This window comes from Streptomyces sp. NPDC048734 (assembly GCF_043198675.1).
Lineage (GTDB): Bacteria > Actinomycetota > Actinomycetes > Streptomycetales > Streptomycetaceae > Streptomyces.
Window position 1 is genome coordinate 825,905 of sequence record NZ_JBICUZ010000001.1, and the last position, 22,453, is coordinate 848,357.

Genomic DNA, 22,453 nt, shown 5'->3' on the forward strand with positions numbered 1-22,453 from the left:
GGGAACATGACGGTGGCGAGAGGAGCTGGTCATGGCCCTGTTCAAGAAGCGCACGGTCGGCAAGCCGGGCGAGTGGTACTACTGCCTGGAACACAAGAAGGTCGAGGAAGGGCCCGAGTGCCCGGCCAAGGACCGGTTCGGCCCCTACGCCGACCGCGCGGAGGCCGAGCACGCCATGCAGACGGCCCGGGAGCGCAACCTGCAGTGGGAGAACGACCCCAAGTGGCACGACGCCCCGGCGGGCGCCGCGGACGACGACTGACCGCACCCGCCCCGCCCGGGACCACCGCACCCGCCCCGCCCGGGACCGCCCGGCACGACGGCGCCCCGCCCCCGGCCTCCCCGCCTCACCAGGGAGCCGGGGGCGGCGCCGTCAGGCACTCCGCCAGCCGGGACAGCCGGTCGCGCAGGCGGCGGGGGCCTCTCGGGGAGGGCGCCGTCCGCTCGCCCGCCGCCGCGCTCACCAGGTGCTGCACCGTGTCCAGGTCCAGCTCCGAGCCGTCCGGCACGGCCAGCGCCTCGTGGGCCAGGTCCGTCAGCTCGCCCCCGCCGGGGCCCAGGGCCAGCACGGTCACCCCGGTCCGCCGGGCGTCCGACACCCGCTCCAGCAGGGGTGCGTCCCCCTCCGGCGCCACCACCAGCAGGGTCTCGCCCCGCCGGGCCGCCTCGATGCGGCCGAGGCCCACCGCGAGATGCGCCGGGTCCGAGGGACGGGCGCCGTGCCGCACCAGCGTGGGGGCCAGCTCCGGCGTACCGGACCAGGCGGCCTCGTCGACCAGGTGGGCGGCCAGGTGCCACGGCTCGTACGCGGCGGTGCCCACCAGCAGCAGCCCGCCCCCGTGCGACACCACCGACCCCCGCAGCACCCCGGCGAACCTGCGGGTGGCCCCGAGCCACTGCGTCCCGGCGAGCACGTCGCGCAGCAGCGCGACCCGTACGGCGTCCATGCCACCGCATCCTGCCCCAACCGGACGCCCGCGGCCGGGCGTTCGCCGCCGATTCCCCCGACCCGGGGACCCGCCCGGCGGCCGCGGGGGCCGCCACCCCGCCCGGTGGGACGGCCCCCGCGCACGTAAAGTCGGCCCATGACCTCTAGCGACAGTGCACACAACGCCCCCGTGAAGGCACCCGCCAAGGACCCGTGGGACCTTCCCGACGTCTCCGGGCTGGTCGTCGGCGTCCTCGGCGGGACCGGGCCGCAGGGCAAGGGACTGGCCCACCGCCTAGCCAGGGCCGGCCAGAAGGTGATCATCGGCTCGCGTGCCGCCGACCGCGCGCGTGCCGCCGCCGAGGAACTCGGGCACGGCGTCGAGGGCGCCGACAACGCCGAGACCGCCCGCCGCAGCGACATCGTCATCGTCGCCGTGCCGTGGGAGGGCCACGGCGCGACCCTTCAGTCGCTGCGCGAGGAACTGACGGGCAAGCTCGTCGTCGACTGCGTCAACCCGCTCGGCTTTGACAAGAAGGGCGCCTACGCGCTGAAGCCGGAGGAGGGCAGCGCCGCCGAGCAGGCCGCCGCCCTGCTGCCCGGCTCGCGGGTCACGGCCGCCTTCCACCACCTGTCGGCGGTCCTCCTCCAGGACCCGGACATCGACGAGATCGACACCGACGTGATGGTGCTGGGCGAGGAGCGCGCCGACGTGGAGATCGTGCAGGCCCTGGCCGGCCGCATCCCCGGCATGCGGGGCGTCTTCGCCGGACGGCTGCGCAACGCCCACCAGGTGGAGGCCCTGGTCGCCAACCTGATCTCCGTCAACCGCCGCTACAAGGCGCACGCCGGGCTCCGCGTCACCGACGTCTGAGCGGATGGGGGACACTGGACGCACCGGCCGTACGGCCCGCCACGCGACCGGCCGTACCCGCAGTGCAGCAGTGTCCCCCGACAGGAGCCAGCCCCATGCCCCGTCTCGCCGTCTACTCCCTGATCGTCTGCGTCCTCGCGGTCGCGGCGGCGGTCGTCGCGTTCGTCCAGGGCAGCTTCCTGGGCGTCGTGTGGGTGCTGCTGGCCGGCCTGTCGTCCAACATGACCTGGTACTACGTCAAGCGCGAGAAGATCCGCCGGTCCCTCACGGGCTGACGGCGCAGTACTCCGGGGTGCCCTCCCAGAAGCGGTACAGCCTCTCGCCGCAGTAGGTCTCCAGGTCACCGATGCCGAGACCGCCCAGCACCGAGTCGACCACGTCGAAGAACGCGCCGTTGACCGCCGGCACCCACAGCAGCGCGAACACGAACAGCAGGCCGAACGGCGCGAACGGCTCCACCTGCCGCTTCACGCCGTACGACAGCCAGGGCTCGATGACGCCGTAGCCGTCCAGGCCCGGCACCGGCAGGAAGTTCAGGATCGCCGCCGTGACCTGGAGGAGGGCGAGGAACGCGAGCGCGAACCGGAAGTCGGCCGGTACGCCGTCCAGCGCGTCCAGCCAGAACGGGGCGGTGCACACGACGGCGAACAGCACGTTCGTCAGCGGGCCCGCCGCCGAGATCAGGCTGTGCCGCCAGCGCCCCCGGATCCGGCCGCGCTCGATGAAGACGGCACCGCCCGGCAGACCGATCCCGCCCATGATCACGAACAGCACCGGCAGCACGATGCTCAGCAACGCGTGCGTGTACTTGAGGGGGTTGAGCGTCAGATACCCCTTCGTGCCGACCGAGATGTCACCGCTGTGCAGGGCGGTGCGCGCGTGCGCGTACTCGTGCAGGCAGAGCGAGACGATCCAGGCGCCGGTCACGAACAGGAACACGGCCACACCGGGCTGCTCGGCGAAACCGGTCCAGGTGGCCCAGCCGGTGACCGCCGTGACGGCCAGTATCCCGAGGAAGACGGGGCTGACCCGCCGGTCGCTGTGGCGGGAGAGGGCGGTGGTCATCTGCGGACGCTCCTGGGGTGCGGTGTCGGGACCGGGTCTCCGGCTGCCCGACCGTACCGGGCGCAAGGGGGGAACGTCTCGTGACCGGTCGCCGGTTCCGGGCGGACCGGGGCGAGGGTCCCGGGCGCGCCACCGTCCCGGGCGCCGTGACCCCGGCCGCCCCCAGCGGAGAGAATGACCCCGTGCGCTACCGCATCCTCGGCACCACCCAGGCCCTCCGGACCGACGGCACCCCCGTCGCCGTCGGCGGGGCGCGGCTGCGCGCCCTGCTGACCGTGCTGGCGCTGCGGGCCGGCCGCAGCGTGCCCGCGGGGCTGCTGGTGGAGGAGGTCTGGGCCGGCGGTGAGCCGCCCGCCGACGCGCCCGCCGCGCTGCAGGCGCTGGTCGGCCGGCTGCGCCGGGCCCTCGGCGCGGAGGCCGTCGCCTCGGTGGACGGCGGCTACCGGCTCACCGCCCCGCCCGACGACGTCGACCTGCACCGTTTCGAGCGGCTGACCGACGACGGACTGCGCGCGCTCGCCGACGGCGACCCCGCCGGGGCGGCCGCGCTGCTCGACGACGCCCTCGCCCTCTGGCAGGGCCCGGCCCTCGCCGACCTGCCCGACCGCACCGCCGAGGCGGTCCGCCGTCAGGCCCGCCGCCTGGACGCGATACGCGCCCGTCACACCGCGGCCCTCGCCCTCGGCCACGCCGGGCAGTCCCTGCCCGAGCTGACCGCCCTGTGCGACGCCCACCCCCTGGACGAGCCCCTCCAGGCCCTGCGCCTGCGCGCCCTGCGCGACGCGGGCCGCACCGCCGAGGCCCTGGCCGCCTACGAGTCCGTACGCCGCCTGCTCGCCACCCGCCTCGGCTCCGACCCCGGCCCCGAACTCCGCGCCCTGCACGCGGAACTCCTCACCCCGGCCGAACTCCCGCCCTCGGCGACCCGGCCGGCCCCGGCCGCCGCCTCTCCGGCCCCGGCCGCCGATTCCGGCCGGGTTTTCGTGCATCCCGGCCCGGCTGCCGCCGATTCCGGCCGGGTTTTCGTGCACCCCGGCCCGGCCGCCGCCGATTCCGGCCCGGCTCCCGCCCACCTCAACCCGGCCCCCGGCCACCCCGGCCCGGCTCCCGCCGATTCCGGCCCGGCTCCCGCCCACCTCAACCCGGCCCCCGGCCACCCCGGCCCGGCTCCCGCCCACCCCGCCCCGCCCCCCGGCAACCTCCGCGCCCGGCTCACCTCCTTCGTCGGGCGGGAAGGGGACATCGCGGCCATCCACGGGGACCTGGGCGGTGCCCGGCTGGTCACGCTGCTCGGGCCCGGCGGGGCCGGCAAGACACGGCTGTCGCAGGAGGCCGCCGAGACCGCGGGGGAGGCCGCCCGGGACGGTGTGTGGCTCGCCGAACTGGCGCCGGTCGCCGACCCCGACGCCGTACCGCAGGCCGTCCTCACCGCCGTCGGGGCCCGCGAGACCGTGCTCTACGGCGCCGGCGCCGAGGAGATGCGGGTGGCGGCCGCGGAACGGCACGACGACCCCCTGGAGCGCCTCGTCGAGCACTGCGCCCGCCGCCGCATGCTGATCGTCCTCGACAACTGCGAGCACGTCGTCGAGAGCGCCGCCCGCCTGGTCGAGCACCTGCTCAAGCGCTGCCCGGAGCTGACCGTCCTCGCCACCAGCCGCGAACCCCTCGGCGTGCCCGGCGAGTTGCTGCGGCCCGTGGAGCCGCTGCCCGAGCCGGCCGCGCTGCGGCTGCTCGCCGAGCGCGGAGCGGCCGCCCGCCCCGGCTTCCGCGTCGACGACGACCCCGGGGCCTGCGCCGAGATCTGCCGCCGCCTGGACGGCCTGCCGCTCGCCATCGAGCTGGCCGCCGCCCGGCTGCGCATGCTGTCGCCACGCCAGATCGCCGACCGGCTCGACGACCGCTTCCGGCTGCTGACCTCCGGCAGCCGTACCGTCCTGCCCCGTCAGCAGACCCTGCGGGCCGTCGTCGACTGGTCCTGGGACCTGCTCGGCGAGGACGAGCGCGAGGTCCTGGGCCGGCTGTCGGTCTTCGCCCGCGGCTGCGACCTCGACGCCGCCGAGGCCGTCTGCGGCCCGGCCGCCCTCGACGCGCTCGGCTCCCTCGTCGACAAGTCCCTCGTCGTGGCCGCCCCGGCCCCCGACGGTGCCATGCGCTACCGGCTCCTGGAGACCGTCGCCGAGTACGCCGCCGCCCGCCTCGACGAGTCCGGCGCCCGCCCCCGCGCCGAGCGCGCGCACCTGACGTACTACCGCGAACTCGCCCGCACCACCGAGCCGTCGCTGCGCGGCCGGGGACAGCGCGCCGCCGTCGACCGGTTCCAGCTCGAGTACGAGAACCTGCGCACCGCGCTGCGCCGGGCCGTCGCCGAGCGCGACGAACAGGAGGCGCTCTGCCTCGTCCTGTCCCTCACCACGTACTGGCAGATGCGCGACCTGCGCCTCGAGGCCCGCACCTGGTGCCGCGAGGTGATGTCCCTGGGACCCGACCCCTTCGCCGGTCCGGTGCGCCCCGCCGCCCCGGTCTGGAAACCCTGCACCGACGCCCCGCCGCCGATGACCGGCGAGGTCCTCGCGGAGGCCCGGCGCGGTGTCCACCTCGCCCACCTCGCCTGCATGGACACCGAGCTGGACGCCTGGCAGACCCCGGCGGCCCAGGCCAAACTGCGGGCGATCACCGACACCTACACCCCCGGCCTCCCGCAGACCTGCCGCAGCCCCGGCCTGCTCTGGTTCTACGCCGTCATGCTCACCGGCGACATGGCACGCATCCGCGTCATCGTCGACGCCAACATCCGCACCGCCCGCGAGACCCCCGGCTACGAGTGGGAGCTGGCCGCCTGCCTCCAGATGCGCGCCAACGTGCTGGCCAACCGCTCCGACTGGGCGGGCGACGCGACCCGGGACGCCGACGAGTCCCTGGAGATCTTCCGCCGCCTCGGCGACGCCTGGGGCACCGCCGAGGCCCTCTCCGCGCGCGCCGAGGCCCACGAGCGGATGGGCGCCTACCGCCTGGCCGCCGCCGACTACGAGGCGGCCATGGTCCACGCCGAGGAACTCGACGCCCGCAGCCAGTCGGCGGTCCTGGCGGCCCGGCTGGGCAGCGCGCTGCTGGAGGCCGGCGAGGAGGAGCGCGGCGAACGCGTCCTGCGCGAGGTCATCGACCGCTTCGACGGCACCGTCAACGAGGCCATGCCCGCCGCCCGGCTCTTCCTCTCCGGCCACCTCACCCTGACCGGCCGCACCCCTGAGGCCCGCGAGCAGCTACGCCTGCTGCGCAAGGAGTTCGCCCTCGCGCACTTCGTCGTATTCGACGCCCTGATCCTCGGCGCACAGGCCTGGCTGGACACGGTGGACGAGCGCTACGAGCAGGCCCTGGTCACCATCCGCGACGCCCTGGGCCGGGCGAACGACCCGCTGTCCAGGGCCATCGCCCCGTACCTGCGCTCCTTCTACCTGACCATCGCCGCGATCGCCCTCACCGGCACCGGGCGGACCGCCGGCGATGGCGCCATCGCCGGCGTCCGCGCCGAGGCCGCCGCCCGCTGCCTCGGCGCCGCCGACGCCCTGCTGCCGCCCCGGCACGTCTCGCCGCGCCTGGAGTCCGCGTGCCGGGAGCTGGCCCACGCCCGGGTCCGTGCCGTGCTCGGCGAGGAGGCGTACACCGCCGCCCGCGCCGAGGGCGGCGGCCTCTCCTACGAGGAGGCCGCCGCCCTGGTGTGAGACACCGGTCAGCTCTTGGTGCGGAACTTGTGGATCGCGACCGGCGCCATCACCGCGGTGAGCCCCGCCGACCAGGCCAGCGTCACCCACAGGCCGTGCGCGACCGGGCCGCCGATCATCAGCCCGCGCGCGGCGTCCGCGAGACCCGACAGGGGGTTGAACTCGGTGAAGGTGCGCAGCCAGCCCGGCATCGAGGCGGTCGGCGCGAAGATCGACGAGCCGAACTGGAGGGGCATCAGCACCAGGAAGCCCATCGCCTGCACGGACTGCGCGTTCTTCATCACCACGCCGAGCGTGAGGAACACCCACATCAGCGCGAACCCGAAGGCCGCGGACAGCGCCACGGAGGCCAGCAGGCCGGGCCAGCTGGTGATCTCGAAGCCGACCAGCACCGCGACGACCACCAGCACCACCGTCGCGAACAGCATCCGCATCAGCTCGACCGCGATCTTCGCGAACAGCACCGAGCCGCGCCCGATCGGCAGGGACCGGAAGCGGTCCATGACACCGGAGTTGAAGTCCTGGTTGAACCCGGTGCCCACGCCCTGCGCCATGTTCATCCCCATCATGGCCAGCAGGCCGGGGATGACGTACTGGACGTACTCCTCCTGCCCGCCGCCCAGCGACCGGCCGATGGAGCCGCCGAAGACGTACACGAACAGCAGGGTGAAGACGACCGGGAACAGGACCGCGTCGAACATCGACTCCGGGTCCTGCCGGATCCACAGCAGGTTGCGGCGCACCAGCGCGCCGGTGTGCCGCAGGTGGGCCCGCAGCGGGACGGGCGCGTCGGCGGCCTCGAGGCCTGCCGGGGCGAGTGGGGTGGCGGCGCTCATACGGCGACCTCCTCAAGGGGCTTGTCGGCGGGGACGGTGCCCTGCGGCGCACCGGCACGGTGACCGGTGAGGGACAGGAACACCTCGTCCAGGCTGGGCAGTTCGGTGGTGATGGAGGAGAGCGTGAAACCGCGCGCGGTGACCGCGCCGACCACGGCGGTGAGCTGCTCGTCGCTGAGCACCGGCACCAGCACCGAGCCGCGCTCGGCGTCCACGACGGTCGAGGCGAGGCCGGTGATGCCCATCTCGTCCAGTGCGCGGGCCAGCGGACGCAGGTGCACCGGATCGGCCGGGCGCACCCGCAGGCTCCGCCCGCCCACGCGGGCCTTCAGCTCCTCGATACCGCCCGTGGCGATGACCTTGCCCCGGTCGACGACGGTCAGCTCGGAGGCGAGCTGCTCGGCCTCCTCCATGTACTGGGTGGTCAGCAGCACGGTCACCCCCTCGCCGACCATCGACTTCACCTCGGTCCACACCTCGTTGCGGGTGCGGGGGTCCAGGCCGGTGGTCGGCTCGTCGAGGAAGAGGACGGCGGGCCGGCCGATCATCGACGCGGCGAGGTCGAGCCGCCGCCGCATGCCGCCGGAGTACGTCCCCGCCGGGCGCCGGGCCGCCTCCGTGAGCGAGAACCGCTCCAGCAGCTCGTCGGCGCGGGACCGGGCCTCCTTGCGGGGCAGGTCGAGCAGCCGGCCGATGAGGTACAGGTTCTCCCAGCCGGCGAGCTTCTCGTCCACGGAGGCGTACTGGCCGGTCAGGCCGATGACGCGGCGGAGCCGGCGGGGCTGGCGGACGACGTCGTGGCCGACGACGGTCGCCCACCCGGCGTCGGGGGCGAGCAGCGTGGACAGGATCCGCACGAGGGTGGTCTTGCCGGCGCCGTTCGGCCCGAGCACCCCCATGACGGTGCCCTCCCGCACGTCGAGGTCGACCCCGTCCAGTGCCCTGGTCTCCCCGTAGTGCTTGACCAGTCCCCGCACGGTGACGGCGTGGTCCGCGCCGCCGGGGTTGATGTCGATGCGTGTCATGCCCCCGAAGGTGCCAGCCCCCACCGACAGCCGACCTACACCGGACCGACAGCCCCGACAGCGCACCGACACGACGGCCGAGGTCTGGGGGCTCCGCCCCCGAACCCGGTGGGACGATCGGCGACGGTCGGGCGTCTCAGCCCGTCCGGCGCTTGAGGACGAGGCGCGGAGCGCCGACGGGGGTCCGGGGGCACAGCCCCCGGGGGGCGGGTCGGGAAGGGGCGGCGGGGGCGGGAGACGAAAGGGGGCAGCCCGCCGACGGGGGAAGATCGGCGGGCTGCCCGTGGTGCGGAGATGGCTCAGTGGGGCCGGGAACGGCTCAGTGGGGCCGGGAACGGCTCAGTGGACGGAGTGCTCCTCCAGCGGGAACGTTCCGCCGACGACGTCCTCCGCGAACGCCTTCGCCGCGTCGCCCATGACCTTGCGCAGGTCGGCGTACTGCTTCACGAACTTCGGTACGCGGCCGCCGGTCAGCCCCATCATGTCCGTCCAGACCAGCACCTGCGCGTCCGTCTCCGCCCCGGCCCCGATCCCGACCGTGGGGATGTGCAGCACGCGCGTGACCTCGGCCGCCAGCTCCGCCGGCACCAGCTCCAGCACGACGGCGAACGCCCCCGCGTCCTGGACGGCCTTCGCGTCCCGCAGGAGCTGCGCGGCGGCCTCCTCGCCACGGCCCTGGACGCGGTACCCCATGGCGTTCACGGACTGCGGGGTGAGCCCGATGTGGGCCATGACCGGGATGCCGGACTCGACGAGCAGCTCGATCTGCCGGTGCGACCGCTCGCCGCCCTCCAGCTTCACGGCGCCGACCCCGGCCTCCTTGACCAGCCGGGTCGCGCTGCGCAGCGCCTGCACGGGGCCCTCCTGGTACGACCCGAAGGGCAGGTCGCCGACGATGAGGGCGCGCCGGGTGCCCCGGACGACGGCCGCGGAGAGCACGGTCATCTCGTCGAGGGTGACGGGCACGGTGGTCTCGTACCCGAGGTGGCAGTTGCCCGCCGAGTCGCCGACGAGCATCACGGGGATCCCGGCCTCGTCGAAGACGGACGCGGTCATCGCGTCGTACGCGGTGAGCATGGGCCACTTCTCGCCCCGCTCCTTGGCGGCGGCGATGTCGCGGACGGTGATGCGGCGTGTGCCCTTGCCCCCGTACAGCGCCTTGCTGCCGTCGGAAGGCTTCGTCTGGGCAGCCGAAAGGTGCGTCATTGCAACGGCTCCTCATGTCATCTCGAGGCGCCCTCACGGCGTCCCCGGACCACATCCCATGGTGGCACCTCGTGCCAGGGAGGGCCAGAGCACCCCCTGTGGGTAAAACCTCAGTAGAGGATGTGATACGGGACGGTTCCGTATCGAAATGAGCCTACCCCCGGGTACATGACCACTCCTGCCGTCCCCGCGGCCCCCCGGGTACCGGAAGCGGTGCACCGGCGACCCTGGTCGCGTTCGCCACGCTGGACCAGGACACGCCGATCTGGCTGCTGGAGGTCGTCTTCTTCCTCATGGGCGCCGGAGTGGCCCGCATCATGACCCCGACCAGCGTCGTGATCATGCAGGCGCTGCCCCGCGGGAAGGCCGGGTCCGCGTCCGCGCTCAGCAACACCTTCCGCCAGGTCGGCGGCGCGCTCGGCATCGCCGTCCTGGGCTCCGTGCTGTCGGCGGCGTACCGCGCCGGCATCGAGGACGACCTCGGCGCGGTGCCGGCCGGGCTGCGCGACACGGCGGGGGAGTCCATCGAGGCGACCCTGGGCGTCGCGGCGAAGCTCGGCCCGCGCGGCGAGGCCCTGGTCGGCCCGGCCCACGACGCGTTCCTGCACGCCATGCACGTCACCGCGCTGTGCGGGGCCGGGATCGCGCTGGTCGGCGCGGTCGTCGTGGCGGTGTACCTGCCGGGCCGGCCGAAGGAGCCCGAGGAGGCGGCGGACGAGGGCGAGCTGGTGCGCACCGACTCGTAGACCGGAGGCGGCCGTGCGGGGGCGCGGTCGTTCCCCGGACCCCCTGGACGAGAATGCTGCGAGCGTGACGAAAGGACGGTCGTGAGTTCTGCCGAGACCTCTGCCGAGACCTCTGCCGACGACGGGACCGGCGACGGGGCCGCCGCGCGGCCGCCCGCGCAGCCCGCCAGGGGACGGCCGCGCAGCGAGGCCGTCGAACGGGCCATCATCGAGGGGACGATGAAGCTGCTGGAGGAGGGGGTGCCGCTCGGTGAACTGTCCATCGAGCGGATCGCCCGCACCGCAAGGGTCGGCAAGGCGGCCATCCACCGCCGCTGGAGCGGCAAGGAGGAGCTGTTCGTCGACGCCCTGCGGACCATCGAGCCGGACGAGCCCGAACTCCCCGGCACCTCCCTGCGCGACGACCTCGTGGCGCTGCTGGAGTGGCTGCGCCGGCGTGGACCGGCCAGCCGCTCCTCGGCGATCCTGCGCACCGCCCAGGCCCAGATGAAGAGCAGCCCCAGGATCTGGGAGGCGTACCACAACGCGGTCGTCGCGCCCCTGCGCCGACTGGGCGTCGAGGTGCTGCGGCGCGGTCAGCGCGCCGGCGAACTCCGCGCCGACCTCGACCTCGACCTGGTCAACGACCTGTTCGTCGGCCCCATGCTGGTCCGTTCCGTCCTGCGGCCCGACGCCGACCTCACCGAAGGGCTCGCGGAACGGATCGTCGACACGCTGCTCGAGGGTCTGCGGCCCGCCGGCACCCTCGCCCCTCCGCGGTCCGGTGGTTCCCCCGCTGGCGCACGGTCCGTCAGTTCCCCGCCGGGCTCGCCCGAATGTGCGCGTTTCGTCACAGACCACCCCTGACGGGACGCGACCGGAACCCGTGGCGGCGCTCCGTTCGTCCTCGTGCCCGTCGGGCCGTCACGGGACGGCGGGAACTGAGCCGTTCATCCCCTAGGGTCGTACGCACGGGGGAGAGACGGTGTGCACGGCAGGTAGTGAGGCGACGGTATGGCGCAGCAGGCGTATGCGACGGAGACGGACAACGGCGACCCGGGTCCCGAGCCTCGGGGAGCCCGGCTCCGGCGCCTGTTCGTCCGGCTGGCCGGACGTCTGTCGGCCGGCTGGCGCGGTGATCCGCGGATCTGGCGCCGCGGTCTCGTCGTCGCCGCGCTCGCGCTGCTGCTCGCCCTGGTGATGCTGCTGCACGCGCGCATCCCCAACCGGTTCGGCAACCTCGGCAGCCTCACCGAGACGTTCCTGCCGTGGCTCGGCGTCTTCGTCCCGCTGCTGTTGCTGCTGGCGGTCGTGCGCAGGTCGGCGACCGCGCTGATCGCCCTGGTGCTGCCGGCGGTGGTCTGGCTGAACCTCTTCGGGGGGCTGACCGGCGACAAGACCGGCGGCGGCGGCGACCTCACGGTGGCCACGCACAACGTCAACGCCGACAACGTCGACCCCTCCGGCACCGCGCACGACGTGGCCGCCTCCGGCGCCGACGTGGTGGCCCTGGAGGAGCTGACCGAGTCGGCGGTGCCGGTGTACGAGAAGGCGCTCGCGGCGACGTACCGCTACCACTCCGTGCAGGGCACGGTCGGGCTGTGGAGCAGGTATCCGCTGAGCGACGTGGCGGCCGTCGACATCAAGCTGGGCTGGGTCCGCGCGATGCGCGCCACCGTGGCCACGCCGCAGGGGGCGGTCGGCTTCTACGTCGCCCACCTCCCCTCGGTCCGCGTGAAGCTCCAGGCCGGGTTCACCGCCCGGCAGCGCGACAAGAGCGCGGACGCGCTGGGCGAGGCGATCGCCGCCGACCCGCTGAGCCGCAAGGTCCTGCTCGGCGACCTCAACGGCACGATGAACGACCGCTCGCTCAACGCCGTGACGTCGCAGATGCGTTCCGCGCAGGGCGCCGCGGGCAGCGGGTTCGGCTTCAGCTGGCCCGCGTCGTTCCCGATGGCGCGGATCGACCAGATCATGGTGACGGGGGTGGAGCCGGTCACCTCGTGGACGCTGCCGCGGACGAGCAGCGACCACCTGCCGGTCGCGGCCCGTGTGAAGGTCACCACACCGTAACCTGCCGGAATACCGGGCGGGAGAGGCTTTGTTCCGTAGTTGAACATACGATGGACGGAACTCCTCTCCTGAAAGGCACAGGCTCTTCCATGCCCCTGGCCCTGCTCGCCCTCGCCGTGGGTGCCTTCGGCATCGGCACCACCGAGTTCGTGATGATGGGCCTGCTGCCCGACGTCGCCGACGACCTCGGCGTCTCCCTCCCGGCCGCCGGGCACCTGGTCTCCGCCTACGCGCTCGGCGTCGTCATCGGCGCCCCGCTGCTCGCGGCCGTCACGGCGCGGATGTCCCGCCGCACGGTCCTCATCTCCCTCATGGCGCTGTTCGTGGCCGGCAACGCGCTGTCCGCGTTCGCGCCCGGCAACGACTCCCTGCTCGCCGCCCGCTTCCTCAGCGGCCTCCCGCACGGCGCCTTCTTCGGCGTGGGCGCGGTGGTGGCCACGAACATGGTCGCGCCCGAGCGCAAGGCGCGCTCGGTGTCGCTGATGTTCCTCGGCCTGACGGTGGCCAACATGGCGGGCGTCCCGGTCGCCACCCTCATGGGCCAGCACCTCGGCTGGCGGGCGACCTTCCTGGGCGTGAGCGCGATCGGCGTGGTGGCGATGGCGTCGCTGGCCCTGCTGATCCCGCGCGACCGGGCCGTCGCCGCCCCCACGACCGGCCTGCGCGGCGAGCTGGCCGCCCTGCGCTCGCTGCCGGTGTGGCTGGCGCTCGGCACGACGGTCGCCGGGTTCGGCGCGCTGTTCTCCGCCTACAGCTACATCACGCCGATGCTGACGGACGCCGCCGGCTACGCCGACTCCAGCGTGACCCTGCTGCTGGCGCTGTTCGGCGTCGGCGCGACGATCGGCAACCTGCTGGGCGGGCGGCTCGCCGACCACGCGATGCGCGCGACCCTGTTCGGCGGCCTGACGTCACTGGTGGTCGTCCTGGCCCTGTTCCCGCTGCTGATGACGACGGCGTGGGGCGGTGCGCTGGCCGTGCTCCTGCTGGGCGTGGCGGCGTTCGTGACGGGTTCGCCGCTCAACATGATGGTGATGGAGAAGGCGGCCGCGGGCCCGTCGCTGGCCTCCTCCGCCAACCAGGCCGCGTTCAACCTTGCCAACGCCGGCGGCGCCTGGATCGGCGGTCTGGCCCTCGCGGCGGGCTTCGGCGCGACGTCGCCCGCGCTGGCGGGTGCGATGCTGGCGGCCCTGGGCCTCGGGGTGGCCGCAGTGGCGTACGCGGTGGACCGGCGCCGGGAGTCCGCCCGGGCGGGCCGCGTGGTCGCCACCCACACGCCCGAGCGGCCGGGAGTGCTGCACCACTGAGCGTTTTCGGCGTCGGCGCTCCAGGGTGAGGACGGCGGCGGAGACGGACGACAGGCGGTCGGGGCCGCAACGGGCTCCGCGGAAGATCCGTGCGGACGAGCAGCGAACGACGGCAGCAACAGGGCGGCCGGCTCGCGGAGTTCATCAGGAACCAGACGCTTCGACAGATCAGCCCCCGCGACCGGCATCATGCCGCACGGACATCACGTCACGTGAGAAACCTTCCGGGCCCTGATCGGTGCGGCCGACCCGGCGGCCTGCTCGATCTTGGCGCAGTAGGCGGCACGGGCTTTCTCGTCGATCTGCTTCTCGTGCTCGGCGCGCACACCGGTCCTGCCGTCGAGGCCCTCGCGCAGGATATCGGCGTGCCCGGTATGCCGGATGGACTCGCCGAGGACGTGGACCATGACGGCGAACAGGTTCGTGTGGGGACAAGGCTCCGGCCACCACGGCACGTGGCCGGGGGCAACGAGGCTCCTGTGCCGACGGGTTGAGGCGTCGAAAACCTCCTCCAACGGCACGGGAGCCTCATGCTTCGCGGTCCCTCGCCCCCGGCGGCACCGTCACCCGATCAGTGACCACACGGAAAGGCTCACTGATACCGAGCCGGCATGTCACACCCTGTGGAAAGGAGGCCGTCCCCACGGCGTGGTCACATGTCGCACGTCAGGTCCCTGCTCGCAGGGAAGGTACCTCTATGGCCGGCTCCCGGTCATGCAGAATTCGTTGGAAGAGCATATGGTCCCGCCAGGCGCCGTTTACATAGAGATACTTCGACGCCCTGCCGTAGAGAGCAAATCCACATTTCTCCAATACCCGCTGCGAGGCACGATTCTCCGGTAGTGTTCCGGCCTCTATTCGGTGCAGAGAAAAATCTTTCTTGGCGGCCTTGCATACGACTTCGACAGCTGCAGTGGCGATCCCTCGTCCCGCACATTCACGGTCGACCCAGTACCCAATGCTGGCGCTGCACAGAGGCCCCAGGATGATTCTGGAGAGCGAAATCGCACCGATGAGCTGACCGTGCTCGGTGAGTAACCATTGCATGGCCCGGCCGGTATCGCGCAGCTCGATCAGGTCGGCCAGCCGGGAGCGTTGCCCTTCTTCAGTGAAGAATCCCTCGGGCCGGTCCGGCTCCCACGGAAGCAGATACGCACGGTTCCGGGTGAGGGCTTGGGCGAGTTCTCCGGCGTCGCCCAAGCCCGCGACTCTGATCGTCACGCCCGGTGGCATGGAGTCCCTTGTGGTCATTCCAGTGCATCACGAGCGGGCGGCACGTGCGGGTCGGATCTGCTCCTCGACGGACCGGCCACACCGGATTCGAAATCGCGCCGTGGGTGAGCTGTGCCGGAAATCAAGGAGTACGGTCCGCTCATCAGTCCAGCCCTGGAGCCTGAACTCGGCATTACCGATGTGGACAAGCCCGAATCGGGGTTCACCCTCGATGCACAGGACAAGCCGTCCGTCTTTGATCTCGATGGATCCCGGGAGGCTGTCTTCGGGGTCTGATCCGCAGTCGTCCGACCAGTCGGGGAAGTTTGCCGGAACGTCGAGTTCGCAGGTGAATCCCTCCTGCTCGAAGGGTTGCAGCGGAACGGTTTCCCTGGCCAGCAGGACATCGCTCCACGCCAGTCGGGCAAGGTACTCGTCAGGGAAGAGCCGCATGAGGGGGAGGGTGGGGACAGTGTCCACCACAAGATGGATACGGCGTTCCTCACCTCTGTTCCTGGCTGTGTGGAGGCGATCGAAGTCCGCGTACCAGAGTCGTCCGGCTTCCCAGTGGTACGTCCTGCCGTCCACGATGAGCTCGGCTCCGGGCTGGGTCACGACAGGGATGTGCAGGCGCAGGAATCCCCAGGGGAAATTGGTTTGCCCGTCGCTGTGCTCATGGGTCTCCGCGCCCGCTCCGAGCGCCATGAGGCGTGCGCTGTGGAGTGGGGCGGGAATGCTTGCGAGGACCTCGGCGTGGTAGGGGCAGCGATCCAGTACGGAGGTGTTCAGGTGGTCTTCCAGGCCGGCACCACCGGGATCTGTGCGCAGCACGTCTCCGTTCGGTGCCCGCAGGGGGATGATCTTCCAGTCGAAGGTGTCTTCCTGACCGAGTCCCTCCTGACGAACCGGGCGGTTCGGTCGCCAAGTGAGGTCGGAGAGACCTTGGACTTCGGCAGCGAGCCGTGCGGCGTCGAAGCTCAGCCCGAGCGGGACGGCTGGCGGTAGCTGCCGCCAAGTTGCTTCGGACGCAGGAGTCTGGACGGGGGCAGACATGTAAGTGTCCTATCTTTCGGCGCTGGGGGTGGGCTGATGAGGGCAGCTCGGGACTTTGCTCCCAGTGGTCTCGAGGTCGGGCTCGGGCATGGGAAGCGTCCGTGCCGGCCGCCAGGGGCGTTTCCGTCCCGTGACCACCGCCGCCGTCAATGCGGCCGTTCCCGCGCCGGCGAACACCCAGTGCATGGGCATCCAGTCGGCCATCACCCCGCCCAGGGCCAGGCCCGCGCCCTGGGCGGCGATCGATCCCGCCCCGGTGAGCGTCATGGCACGGCCTCGGAGCGAGGTGGGCACGCGCTCGATGAAGAGTTGGTCCAAGGGCAATGCGAAGGCCGTCCCGACACCGCTGACGAACAGCAGCGCCAGCGCCATGGGGAGCGACGGCGTGAAGGCGAAGAACAGCAGAGGTATCACGGCGACGAGGACGAGTGCTGGAACCCACCTGGTGCGCACTTGGGGTCCTAGGAACCGTGCGACCACGGCCTCGCCGATCACTGTGCCGACAGCGGGGAAGGCCAGCAGGAGGCCCACCGCCTCGGGGCCTCCGCCCAGGTGTGCCGCGTACGGCGCGGCAAGTCCTTCCGGCAGCACGACGAAGGCTGTCGGTACCCACTGCAGAAGCAGAAGGCGGCGCAGTTCGGAGTCACCAAGGATCGAGCGGTTGCCCCGGACGGTCGCGCGCACGATTCCCGATGGGTGAGCGAGCCGGCCGGCTGCGGCTGCTGGTCTCGGTCGCACCAGCAGAGCGACTGCCGCGATGGAGAACGCGAACGTTGCCGCATCGATGAGCAACGCGGTGCGTGGTGTGAAAACGACCAGCAGCATTCCCCCCAGGCCGAAGCCGAGTGTCTGGCCGATCTGAACGGTGCCCGAGAACATGGACCGGCCCAGTGCGTAGCCGTTCATACCGACGATCTCTGGCAGCAGAACCTGCCGGACGGCACGGAACAGTGGTGACAACGCACCGGACACGGCCACCAGAAGGAGAAGTACGGGGACGGGCATGCCTGGCACTGTCATCGCCAGGACACAGACCAGTCGGCCCAGGTCACCGATCAGCATCAGGCGTCGTGCCGGCACCAGGTCGACCACGGCTGATGCCAACGCTGCCGTGAGGATCTGCGGCAAGAAGCCGAACGCATACGTGAGCGCGGTGAGGAGCGCAGAGTCGGTGCGATTGTAGATGAGGACCGACAAAGCGACCTTGGTCAGGACATCGCCCAGAATCGACACGGTGTGTGCAGCGAAAAGTCCGCTGAACTCACGGTTGCGCAGCAGTTGGCCGTACGTGGCCACCCGTTCTTCACTCGATGCCATCGGCTACCGGGCACCTCCTCGCATCAGGGGCAGGATTACCGACGGGAGCGGGGTGAGCTGCTGATGGAAATAGATGTCCGGCCGTCGGGCGCGTGTCCAGCCGTACCGTCAAACCGGTCGGGGCGAGCCCGCGGGACGGATCGGGAACCACCCTCGTGCCCGGGGGCTGCCGGACTCGGAAGGACCGGGCCAGAAGAGCCGCGGCAAGTGTCATCTCGATGAGACTCCACGACATCCCCATACAGATCAGCGGCCCTGCGCCGAAGGGCAGATACGCGTTCGGCGGGGCAGCGGTCGCAGAACCGTCGGGCAGCCAGCGGTCCGGGTCGAAGCGTTCAGGTTCGGGGAACCAGCGGGCATCGCGTTGAATGACGTATGCGGGGACCATCACCTTGGTGCCGCGCTCCAGGGTGTATCCACCGAGCGTCGTCTCGTGAAGCACGTGACGAGCCACCATCCAGTTCGGCGGCCACAGGCGCAGTGCTTCTTTGACCACCCTCGTCGTGAAGGCGAGTTGGCTGTAGTGGGTGTGGGAGATGGATGCGGGATCGGGGAGAACCGCTGCGGCCTCCTGTGCGACTCTCTCCTGGACTTGAGGATTCCGCGAAAGCTCATGGACGATCCATCCGAAGCCTGCGGCTGAGGTGTTCTCCGCCGCCAGCAAGGTGGCCGCCACCGTCTCCCTGATGATCGCCTCGGGCAGGTCGCCGTGGCGGGCGGTGGGTTGCATCAGCACATCGAGCAGGTCATGCGTTCCGTCTCGCGTTTCTTCCCGTCGCCGGTTGATCACGTGCCCGATGACTCTCTCCATCCGACGGTTCGCGCGCATGACACGCCGATGGCGTGGCGTAGGCAGCCAGAGGGGCAAAGGCATGGTGCTGCTGACAACCGGTGTGAGGGCGTCGAAGAGCTCCCGTGCCAAACCGGCCACCAGGTGTGCGTCCGCAGAGAGACAGAACAGCGCTCCCACTCCGGCAGTCACCGCTCGCATGCGGTCGACCACGTCGATATCGCCCGTGCCCCATCCCGAGATCCCGCCGCTTATCTCGGCAGCCATCATCGGAACCTGCGCCTGCATGGCAGTGGGCCGCATGGCGCGCATGCGAGCCGCTCGTGACGACGCCCACTGTCGTCGGGTCTCGGCATCGTCCTTCTGCCTACGGTGGAGGAAGTCGACCTCTGCCCCGAAGTCGGTGTTGGTGCGCAGCAGGACGTCTCCTGCCAGAGCGGGGTCGGCAACGACGACGATATGACGATCGAACGACCAGACGGCGCCATACTTCTCCGACATCCGTACCATGAAGCCGAGGCGGTCCTGCTCGTAGGCCGGACCGTTGCCGGCGAGGCGTTCACCAAGCGGGCCTGGCGGTCGGATCATCGGCTTCCCCCTGGAGTGTGAGACGTCTGGCCCTCGGGCCGGGGCGAGATAGCGCCTCGCCCCGGCCCGAGGAAACAGTGCGACCGGCGATGCGGCCTGCTTTCTCAGTACTTGTAGAAGCCGGCCAGGGCCGTCATCTTGGTGCGGCGGGCAATCGCGTACGAGAAGGTCCTGAGCTTGGCCATCGTCGTCCCCCTTCTAGGTAAAGGCCGTCATTACTGAAAAACGGCGCAATGCGACTCCTGGATTTTCCGGGAGCCCTTGGTGCACTTAAAGACTGCCGAACGCACATGACCCCCGTCCAGGGTGATCGACTTGCACTATGCTGCATGCAGCATCTTCCCTGGGGGCAAGAAGTGGAAAACCATCCCATAGAGGACATGGAGCAGCTGGGCGAAGCGGAGATCGAAGTCTTCCGATTAGGAGCTCGGCAAGGATCCCTGAGGATCGAACCGGCAGCCCGTCAGCTCAACCTGCCGGTGGAAGTAGTGCGAGAAGCGGCCGATCAGCTCATCGCCAGGCACCTGCTGAGGCGACAGCCAGGTCAGGACGGGTGGCTGGCTCCCGTTGCCCCCGATACCGCGGCGGCGGTCACGCTCACCCCCGTCGAGAGATCGCTGCACGCGCAGCTGGCGCGCGTCGAGGAGCTACGAGCCGAATTTGCATCACTTGGCTCCCTCTACGCGGAGACGCAACACGAGCAGCGCCACGAAACTCTCATCGAGGAAGTCCATGGCGAAAATTCCGCCATTGAACTCATCGACAATGCGGTGAGCCGCGCAGAACGAGAGATACTCACATGCGACGCCAGTCGAGCGAGTTCAGCGGGATCATTGGAACGCGCAAATGAACGCGAATTAACTGCCATTCAGCGGGGTGTGCAGATACGCACTCTTTATCGACACGCCGCCCGTCATGAGGTTGCGACACAGCAGTACATCAAACACCTTGCTTCGACCGGTGCCCAGGTGCGCACACTGCCGGAGACATTCGGGAGGGCGGTCATCATCGACAAAAAGATCGCTTTCATTCCTCACCATGACGACGCCGGCGGTGCAGTCGTCGTCCGCGATCCCTCCACCGTGGGTTATCTCTGCGCCGCCTTCGAGCACTTATGGGCGCAAGCCACACCCTTCAATCCCGGCCACTTCGGGACACCCGCCATCAGTACGGAGGCGAAGCAGGCGATCGTTCGCCTCCTCACCGAAGGTATGAAGGACGAGGTGATCGCCCGCCGATTGGGAATGTCCTTGCGGACATGCCGCAAGCACATCGCGGAAATGATGGAAATATTCCGAGCCGAAAGCCGCTTCCAGCTCGGTTACTTGATACGCGCACGGCTGGGAGACGCCAACAAACTTCCTTCAGGGACCATTGACGATACAGTCGCCGATGTTGTGTCCTCAACCAAGAAGGACGAATGAAAGGTCACTTGACCTTTTCAGTGTGGCCACCAGCGAGGCGTGCACGAATCCGATCCAGTCGTTGGCCTTGTTGGACTGCACCGTAGAGGAGAACCAGCGGTTACTGATCCTCTTTCACCCTCCAGCACAGGATGAAAGAGGCTCATCGAGTCAGGGGGGGCGCCCCGGGCCGGGACCCTCGTGACGCGTGGTCGTCAGCCCTCGTTCAACTTCTCCGCATCCGCATCCGCATCCGCGTCCTCACCCGGCTCGGCCGAGGCCGGCGGCGAGACGTCCCGCACGTCTCAGCGGGCACTCCGTCCGGGGATCGTCGGCAGGACCTTCTCGGCGATGCCGAGGAGGGCGTGGTCGGTGGGAAGGGCTCCGGACTCGCTCCACACGGTGATGTCGTAGTAGCCGCCCCGGTCCTTGCCGTCGAGCGCCACGGACAGCGTCCTGGCCAGAGGACCCTGTTCCACCGGCCCGCTGGACCCCTCGCCCCCGAGGTCGATCTCGAACTTCATGGTGTGCTCCGAGGAGAGGAACGCGGGCCGGCCGAGGACCGTGAGCGTCCTGAGGTCCTTCTCGCCCTCGTCGCCCGCGATCTTCACCAGCTTCACGTACTGGGCGGTCGACAGGTCGTTGTACGTGGCCGAGAGGTTCACGGTGTACGTGTCGAACGCGACCTCGGCCTTCGGCTCGGCGACCCTCCCGTCGGTCAGCGCGGCGGTGCTGTTGCTGCCGGAGGCCGAGGTCGCGTTCTCCGCGGGCGTTCCGAGGAGCCGCGCCAGGTCGGGCCGGTTGAGCGCCTCGCACAGCTGGTCACCGGTCACGGGCCGGGGTTTCTTCTCGTAGGCCGCCGGCAGCGTCTCGTCCTCCGTCTCCGTGTCCGAACACGAGGCGGCCTGCGGTGTGTCGTCGTCGGTCGGCAGCACGCGGGGGCCCAGCCACAGTGCGGCCGCGAGTGCCGCGAACACGGCCACGGCCGCGACCGCCTGGCCCCACGCGTTGGGCTCCTTCTCCGGAGCGGCCGGGCCGGGACGCGGGCCGGCTCCGGCCTGGGTCGGTGCCTGATTCGGTGCCGGTGCCACCTGTGCCTGTGCCCAGGCCTGGGCGACGGCGTCGGCCGGCGGCGTCCCATCCGCGGGGGGCGCCGGAAGCGGGTTCCGGCGCGCCCGCAGCGCCCGGACCACCACGCGGACGCGTATCGCGGTGAACCCGATGAACACCGCGCCGAGAACGGCCGCGACCCGGTCGTGGTCGTGGACGGCGAGGTACGTGACGCGTACGCCGAGAACGGCCCCGAGGGCGATGAGCAGGGGTTCGCGGACCCAGAAGGGCAGAACGCGCAGGAGTAGACCGAGCATTCGGTGATCTCACCAGGTCGAACCCGTGTTCGCCGTGGTGGAGGCCACAATTCCGGAACCCCGGGTCCCTGCCGGAACCCCGGGTCTCTGCCGGAACCCCGGGTCCCTGCCGGAACCCCGGCCCCGGCGGAGTCCTGAACCAGTGGGGCGGCGTCGCCGCGCGCCGTTGCCGTGCTGCCGAACCAGGTCGTCGAAGGCGGGGCTCCACCGCCGCAGGTGCTCGTCGCTGTCACCCGCAGCTGTCATGTACCGGGATACACTGCCCCGCTCCACGCTGACTGGAGGTCGCCTGAGTGTTCCCCGCACGGGTACGTGCCGGTGCCCCGTTGGCTCTGGCGATTCTCGCCCTGTCCGGCTGCTCTTCCCTCTGGAGCTGCACCGACACGACCACGGAGCGCGGTGAGGCCGGTGTCAGGGTGCAGGTCGAGGGCAAGTCCGGGCGGCCTCTCGGCGTCACCGCCGAGATCGTCGACTGGCGCCTTGAGCCCCACCCGCAGGTGCCCTCCGAAGGCGACCGGGTCCACTTCCACTACCGCTTCGACGGCGCCGACGAGAACTCCGGCCCCGCGGTGGACGCCTGCGCGGTCGACGAGGAGCGCGTGGCGTTGGGATGCCAGACGGTCTACTCGTCCCAGGCGTTCGGGCCGGGCGGTACCCGCACGGGCGACGACTGGCTCTCCGTCGAGCACCCCGAGCAGGTTGCCGTAGTGCTGTTGGTCCCCAACGACCAGTCCCACCACGGACGAACCTGCGAGCAGGACGTCAAGGACGGCGGCGGGCCGCATCCTCCGGAACCGGCAGGCAGGGGGGACCGACTGTGAGCCGTCCTCCGGTTGATGAGCCGGCGGGATCACCTGCCGGAACGACGCCCACAGGGTTTCCGGTGCCGGCCGTTCGACAAGCGCGGCGATGTGGAGGAAGACATACGCCCGCTTGCTGTACCCGGTCGCCACGGCCCGCCACTC

General features: G+C 71.1%; 19 protein-coding genes and 3 pseudogenes. 10 read left to right on the forward strand and 12 right to left on the reverse strand.

The annotated features are described in order from the left end of the window. Nucleotides 1-31 precede the first annotated feature (31 nt). Nucleotides 32-262: a hypothetical protein gene (locus tag ACGFQC_RS03625; protein WP_363087066.1), complete on the forward strand. Its 231-nt coding sequence runs from the start codon at nucleotides 32-34 to the stop codon at nucleotides 260-262. A gap of 85 nt (nucleotides 263-347) precedes the next feature. Here the strand turns inward: ACGFQC_RS03625 and ACGFQC_RS03630 are convergent, their stop codons facing one another. Then, nucleotides 348-947 carry a hypothetical protein gene (locus ACGFQC_RS03630; RefSeq protein WP_363087067.1) on the reverse strand — a complete coding sequence of 200 codons (600 nt, stop codon included), beginning with the start codon at nucleotides 945-947 and terminating at the stop codon, nucleotides 348-350. Between the two features lie 138 nt (nucleotides 948-1,085). On the opposite strand from ACGFQC_RS03630, the gene npdG reads away from it, so the two are divergent. Continuing rightward, entirely contained in the window at nucleotides 1,086-1,802 is a 717-nt protein-coding gene (gene npdG, locus ACGFQC_RS03635; protein WP_363087068.1) for an NADPH-dependent F420 reductase, read from the forward strand. Nucleotides 1,803-1,897: 95 nt separating this feature from the next. Next, nucleotides 1,898-2,077: a hypothetical protein gene (locus tag ACGFQC_RS03640; protein WP_363087069.1), complete on the forward strand. Its 180-nt coding sequence runs from the start codon at nucleotides 1,898-1,900 to the stop codon at nucleotides 2,075-2,077. On the opposite strand, the gene ACGFQC_RS03645 is transcribed toward ACGFQC_RS03640, so the two are convergent. Next, complete coding sequence (locus tag ACGFQC_RS03645) at nucleotides 2,067-2,867, reverse strand: site-2 protease family protein (RefSeq protein ID WP_363087070.1); 801 nt, start codon at nucleotides 2,865-2,867, stop codon at nucleotides 2,067-2,069. The two genes, ACGFQC_RS03640 and ACGFQC_RS03645, sit on opposite strands and share 11 nt — an antisense overlap. A gap of 182 nt (nucleotides 2,868-3,049) precedes the next feature. Between ACGFQC_RS03645 and ACGFQC_RS03650 the strand changes: the two genes are divergently transcribed. Next, nucleotides 3,050-6,586 (forward strand): BTAD domain-containing putative transcriptional regulator, encoded by a 3,537-nt coding sequence (locus ACGFQC_RS03650; RefSeq protein ID WP_363087071.1) that lies wholly within the window; start codon nucleotides 3,050-3,052, stop codon nucleotides 6,584-6,586. Nucleotides 6,587-6,594: 8 nt separating this feature from the next. Here the strand turns inward: ACGFQC_RS03650 and ACGFQC_RS03655 are convergent, their stop codons facing one another. From ACGFQC_RS03655 to panB, 3 genes are all read right to left on the reverse strand, one after another. Continuing rightward, the gene (locus ACGFQC_RS03655; protein ID WP_363087072.1) at nucleotides 6,595-7,422 is read right to left on the reverse strand and encodes an ABC transporter permease; all 828 of its coding nucleotides are present in this window, start codon (nucleotides 7,420-7,422) and stop codon (nucleotides 6,595-6,597) included. After that, nucleotides 7,419-8,447, reverse strand: a complete 1,029-nt coding sequence (locus tag ACGFQC_RS03660) for an ATP-binding cassette domain-containing protein (protein ID WP_363087073.1) — start codon at nucleotides 8,445-8,447, stop codon at nucleotides 7,419-7,421. The genes ACGFQC_RS03655 and ACGFQC_RS03660 overlap by 4 nt, the downstream gene beginning before the upstream one ends. A 339-nt stretch (nucleotides 8,448-8,786) precedes the next feature. After that, on the reverse strand, nucleotides 8,787-9,653 hold the full coding sequence (panB, locus tag ACGFQC_RS03665) for a 3-methyl-2-oxobutanoate hydroxymethyltransferase (protein ID WP_363087074.1): 867 nt from the start codon (nucleotides 9,651-9,653) through the stop codon (nucleotides 8,787-8,789). A 194-nt stretch (nucleotides 9,654-9,847) separates the two neighbouring features. Between panB and ACGFQC_RS03670 the strand changes: the two are divergent. The 4 genes and pseudogenes from ACGFQC_RS03670 to ACGFQC_RS03685 all read left to right on the forward strand — a co-directional run. Continuing rightward, nucleotides 9,848-10,399 (forward strand): annotated as a pseudogene (locus tag ACGFQC_RS03670) (MFS transporter); the annotation flags it as partial. An 81-nt stretch (nucleotides 10,400-10,480) separates the two neighbouring features. After that, the gene (locus ACGFQC_RS03675; RefSeq protein WP_363087075.1) at nucleotides 10,481-11,245 is read left to right on the forward strand and encodes a TetR/AcrR family transcriptional regulator; all 765 of its coding nucleotides are present in this window, start codon (nucleotides 10,481-10,483) and stop codon (nucleotides 11,243-11,245) included. A 147-nt stretch (nucleotides 11,246-11,392) separates the two neighbouring features. Then, nucleotides 11,393-12,451: an endonuclease/exonuclease/phosphatase family protein gene (locus ACGFQC_RS03680; RefSeq protein ID WP_363087076.1), complete on the forward strand. Its 1,059-nt coding sequence runs from the start codon at nucleotides 11,393-11,395 to the stop codon at nucleotides 12,449-12,451. Between the two features lie 89 nt (nucleotides 12,452-12,540). After that, nucleotides 12,541-13,758, forward strand: coding sequence for an MFS transporter (locus ACGFQC_RS03685; RefSeq protein WP_363087077.1), 1,218 nt, complete (start codon nucleotides 12,541-12,543; stop codon nucleotides 13,756-13,758). Between the two features lie 9 nt (nucleotides 13,759-13,767). On the opposite strand, the pseudogene ACGFQC_RS03690 reads toward ACGFQC_RS03685, so the two are convergent. From ACGFQC_RS03690 to ACGFQC_RS03715, 6 genes and pseudogenes are all read right to left on the reverse strand, one after another. Then, nucleotides 13,768-13,869, reverse strand: a pseudogene (locus tag ACGFQC_RS03690) (IS5/IS1182 family transposase); the annotation flags it as partial. A 92-nt stretch (nucleotides 13,870-13,961) separates the two neighbouring features. Continuing rightward, a pseudogene (locus ACGFQC_RS03695) lies at nucleotides 13,962-14,231 on the reverse strand (DUF664 domain-containing protein); the annotation flags it as partial. A 193-nt stretch (nucleotides 14,232-14,424) separates the two neighbouring features. After that, nucleotides 14,425-15,009 carry a GNAT family protein gene (locus ACGFQC_RS03700; RefSeq protein ID WP_363087079.1) on the reverse strand — a complete coding sequence of 195 codons (585 nt, stop codon included), beginning with the start codon at nucleotides 15,007-15,009 and terminating at the stop codon, nucleotides 14,425-14,427. Between the two features lie 9 nt (nucleotides 15,010-15,018). After that, nucleotides 15,019-16,023, reverse strand: coding sequence for an aspartyl/asparaginyl beta-hydroxylase domain-containing protein (locus ACGFQC_RS03705; RefSeq protein WP_363087080.1), 1,005 nt, complete (start codon nucleotides 16,021-16,023; stop codon nucleotides 15,019-15,021). A gap of 9 nt (nucleotides 16,024-16,032) precedes the next feature. Beyond that, nucleotides 16,033-17,340 (reverse strand): MFS transporter, encoded by a 1,308-nt coding sequence (locus ACGFQC_RS03710; RefSeq protein ID WP_363087081.1) that lies wholly within the window; start codon nucleotides 17,338-17,340, stop codon nucleotides 16,033-16,035. Continuing rightward, nucleotides 17,327-18,718, reverse strand: a complete 1,392-nt coding sequence (locus ACGFQC_RS03715) for a cytochrome P450 (RefSeq protein ID WP_363087082.1) — start codon at nucleotides 18,716-18,718, stop codon at nucleotides 17,327-17,329. The genes ACGFQC_RS03710 and ACGFQC_RS03715 overlap by 14 nt, the downstream gene beginning before the upstream one ends. Before the next feature lie 329 nt (nucleotides 18,719-19,047). On the opposite strand from ACGFQC_RS03715, the gene ACGFQC_RS03720 reads away from it, so the two are divergent. Then, on the forward strand, nucleotides 19,048-20,142 hold the full coding sequence (locus ACGFQC_RS03720) for a hypothetical protein (RefSeq protein WP_363087083.1): 1,095 nt from the start codon (nucleotides 19,048-19,050) through the stop codon (nucleotides 20,140-20,142). Between the two features lie 284 nt (nucleotides 20,143-20,426). Here ACGFQC_RS03720 and ACGFQC_RS03725 read toward each other — a convergent pair whose 3' ends face one another. After that, on the reverse strand, nucleotides 20,427-21,488 hold the full coding sequence (locus ACGFQC_RS03725) for a DUF6215 domain-containing protein (RefSeq protein ID WP_363087084.1): 1,062 nt from the start codon (nucleotides 21,486-21,488) through the stop codon (nucleotides 20,427-20,429). Between the two features lie 293 nt (nucleotides 21,489-21,781). On the opposite strand from ACGFQC_RS03725, the gene ACGFQC_RS03730 reads away from it, so the two are divergent. Beyond that, a complete protein-coding gene (locus tag ACGFQC_RS03730; protein ID WP_363087085.1) occupies nucleotides 21,782-22,309 on the forward strand; it encodes a hypothetical protein in 528 nt (175 codons plus the stop codon). The last annotated feature ends 144 nt before the right edge of the window (nucleotides 22,310-22,453 follow it).

Coding starts and splice junctions, on each gene's coding strand:
- ACGFQC_RS03625 (WP_363087066.1), top strand. CDS start 32: ATGGCCCTGTTCAAGAAGCGCACGGTCGGCAAGCCGGGCGAGTGGTAC.
- ACGFQC_RS03710 (WP_363087081.1), bottom strand. CDS start 17,340: ATGGCATCGAGTGAAGAACGGGTGGCCACGTACGGCCAACTGCTGCGC.
- ACGFQC_RS03630 (WP_363087067.1), bottom strand. CDS start 947: ATGGACGCCGTACGGGTCGCGCTGCTGCGCGACGTGCTCGCCGGGACG.
- ACGFQC_RS03715 (WP_363087082.1), bottom strand. CDS start 18,718: ATGATCCGACCGCCAGGCCCGCTTGGTGAACGCCTCGCCGGCAACGGT.
- panB (WP_363087074.1), bottom strand. CDS start 9,653: ATGACGCACCTTTCGGCTGCCCAGACGAAGCCTTCCGACGGCAGCAAG.
- ACGFQC_RS03700 (WP_363087079.1), bottom strand. CDS start 15,009: ATGACCACAAGGGACTCCATGCCACCGGGCGTGACGATCAGAGTCGCG.
- ACGFQC_RS03720 (WP_363087083.1), top strand. CDS start 19,048: ATGCAGCATCTTCCCTGGGGGCAAGAAGTGGAAAACCATCCCATAGAG.
- ACGFQC_RS03705 (WP_363087080.1), bottom strand. CDS start 16,023: ATGTCTGCCCCCGTCCAGACTCCTGCGTCCGAAGCAACTTGGCGGCAG.
- ACGFQC_RS03655 (WP_363087072.1), bottom strand. CDS start 7,422: ATGAGCGCCGCCACCCCACTCGCCCCGGCAGGCCTCGAGGCCGCCGAC.
- ACGFQC_RS03645 (WP_363087070.1), bottom strand. CDS start 2,867: ATGACCACCGCCCTCTCCCGCCACAGCGACCGGCGGGTCAGCCCCGTC.
- npdG (WP_363087068.1), top strand. CDS start 1,086: ATGACCTCTAGCGACAGTGCACACAACGCCCCCGTGAAGGCACCCGCC.
- ACGFQC_RS03660 (WP_363087073.1), bottom strand. CDS start 8,447: ATGACACGCATCGACATCAACCCCGGCGGCGCGGACCACGCCGTCACC.
- ACGFQC_RS03725 (WP_363087084.1), bottom strand. CDS start 21,488: ATGCTCGGTCTACTCCTGCGCGTTCTGCCCTTCTGGGTCCGCGAACCC.
- ACGFQC_RS03680 (WP_363087076.1), top strand. CDS start 11,393: ATGGCGCAGCAGGCGTATGCGACGGAGACGGACAACGGCGACCCGGGT.
- ACGFQC_RS03640 (WP_363087069.1), top strand. CDS start 1,898: ATGCCCCGTCTCGCCGTCTACTCCCTGATCGTCTGCGTCCTCGCGGTC.
- ACGFQC_RS03685 (WP_363087077.1), top strand. CDS start 12,541: ATGCCCCTGGCCCTGCTCGCCCTCGCCGTGGGTGCCTTCGGCATCGGC.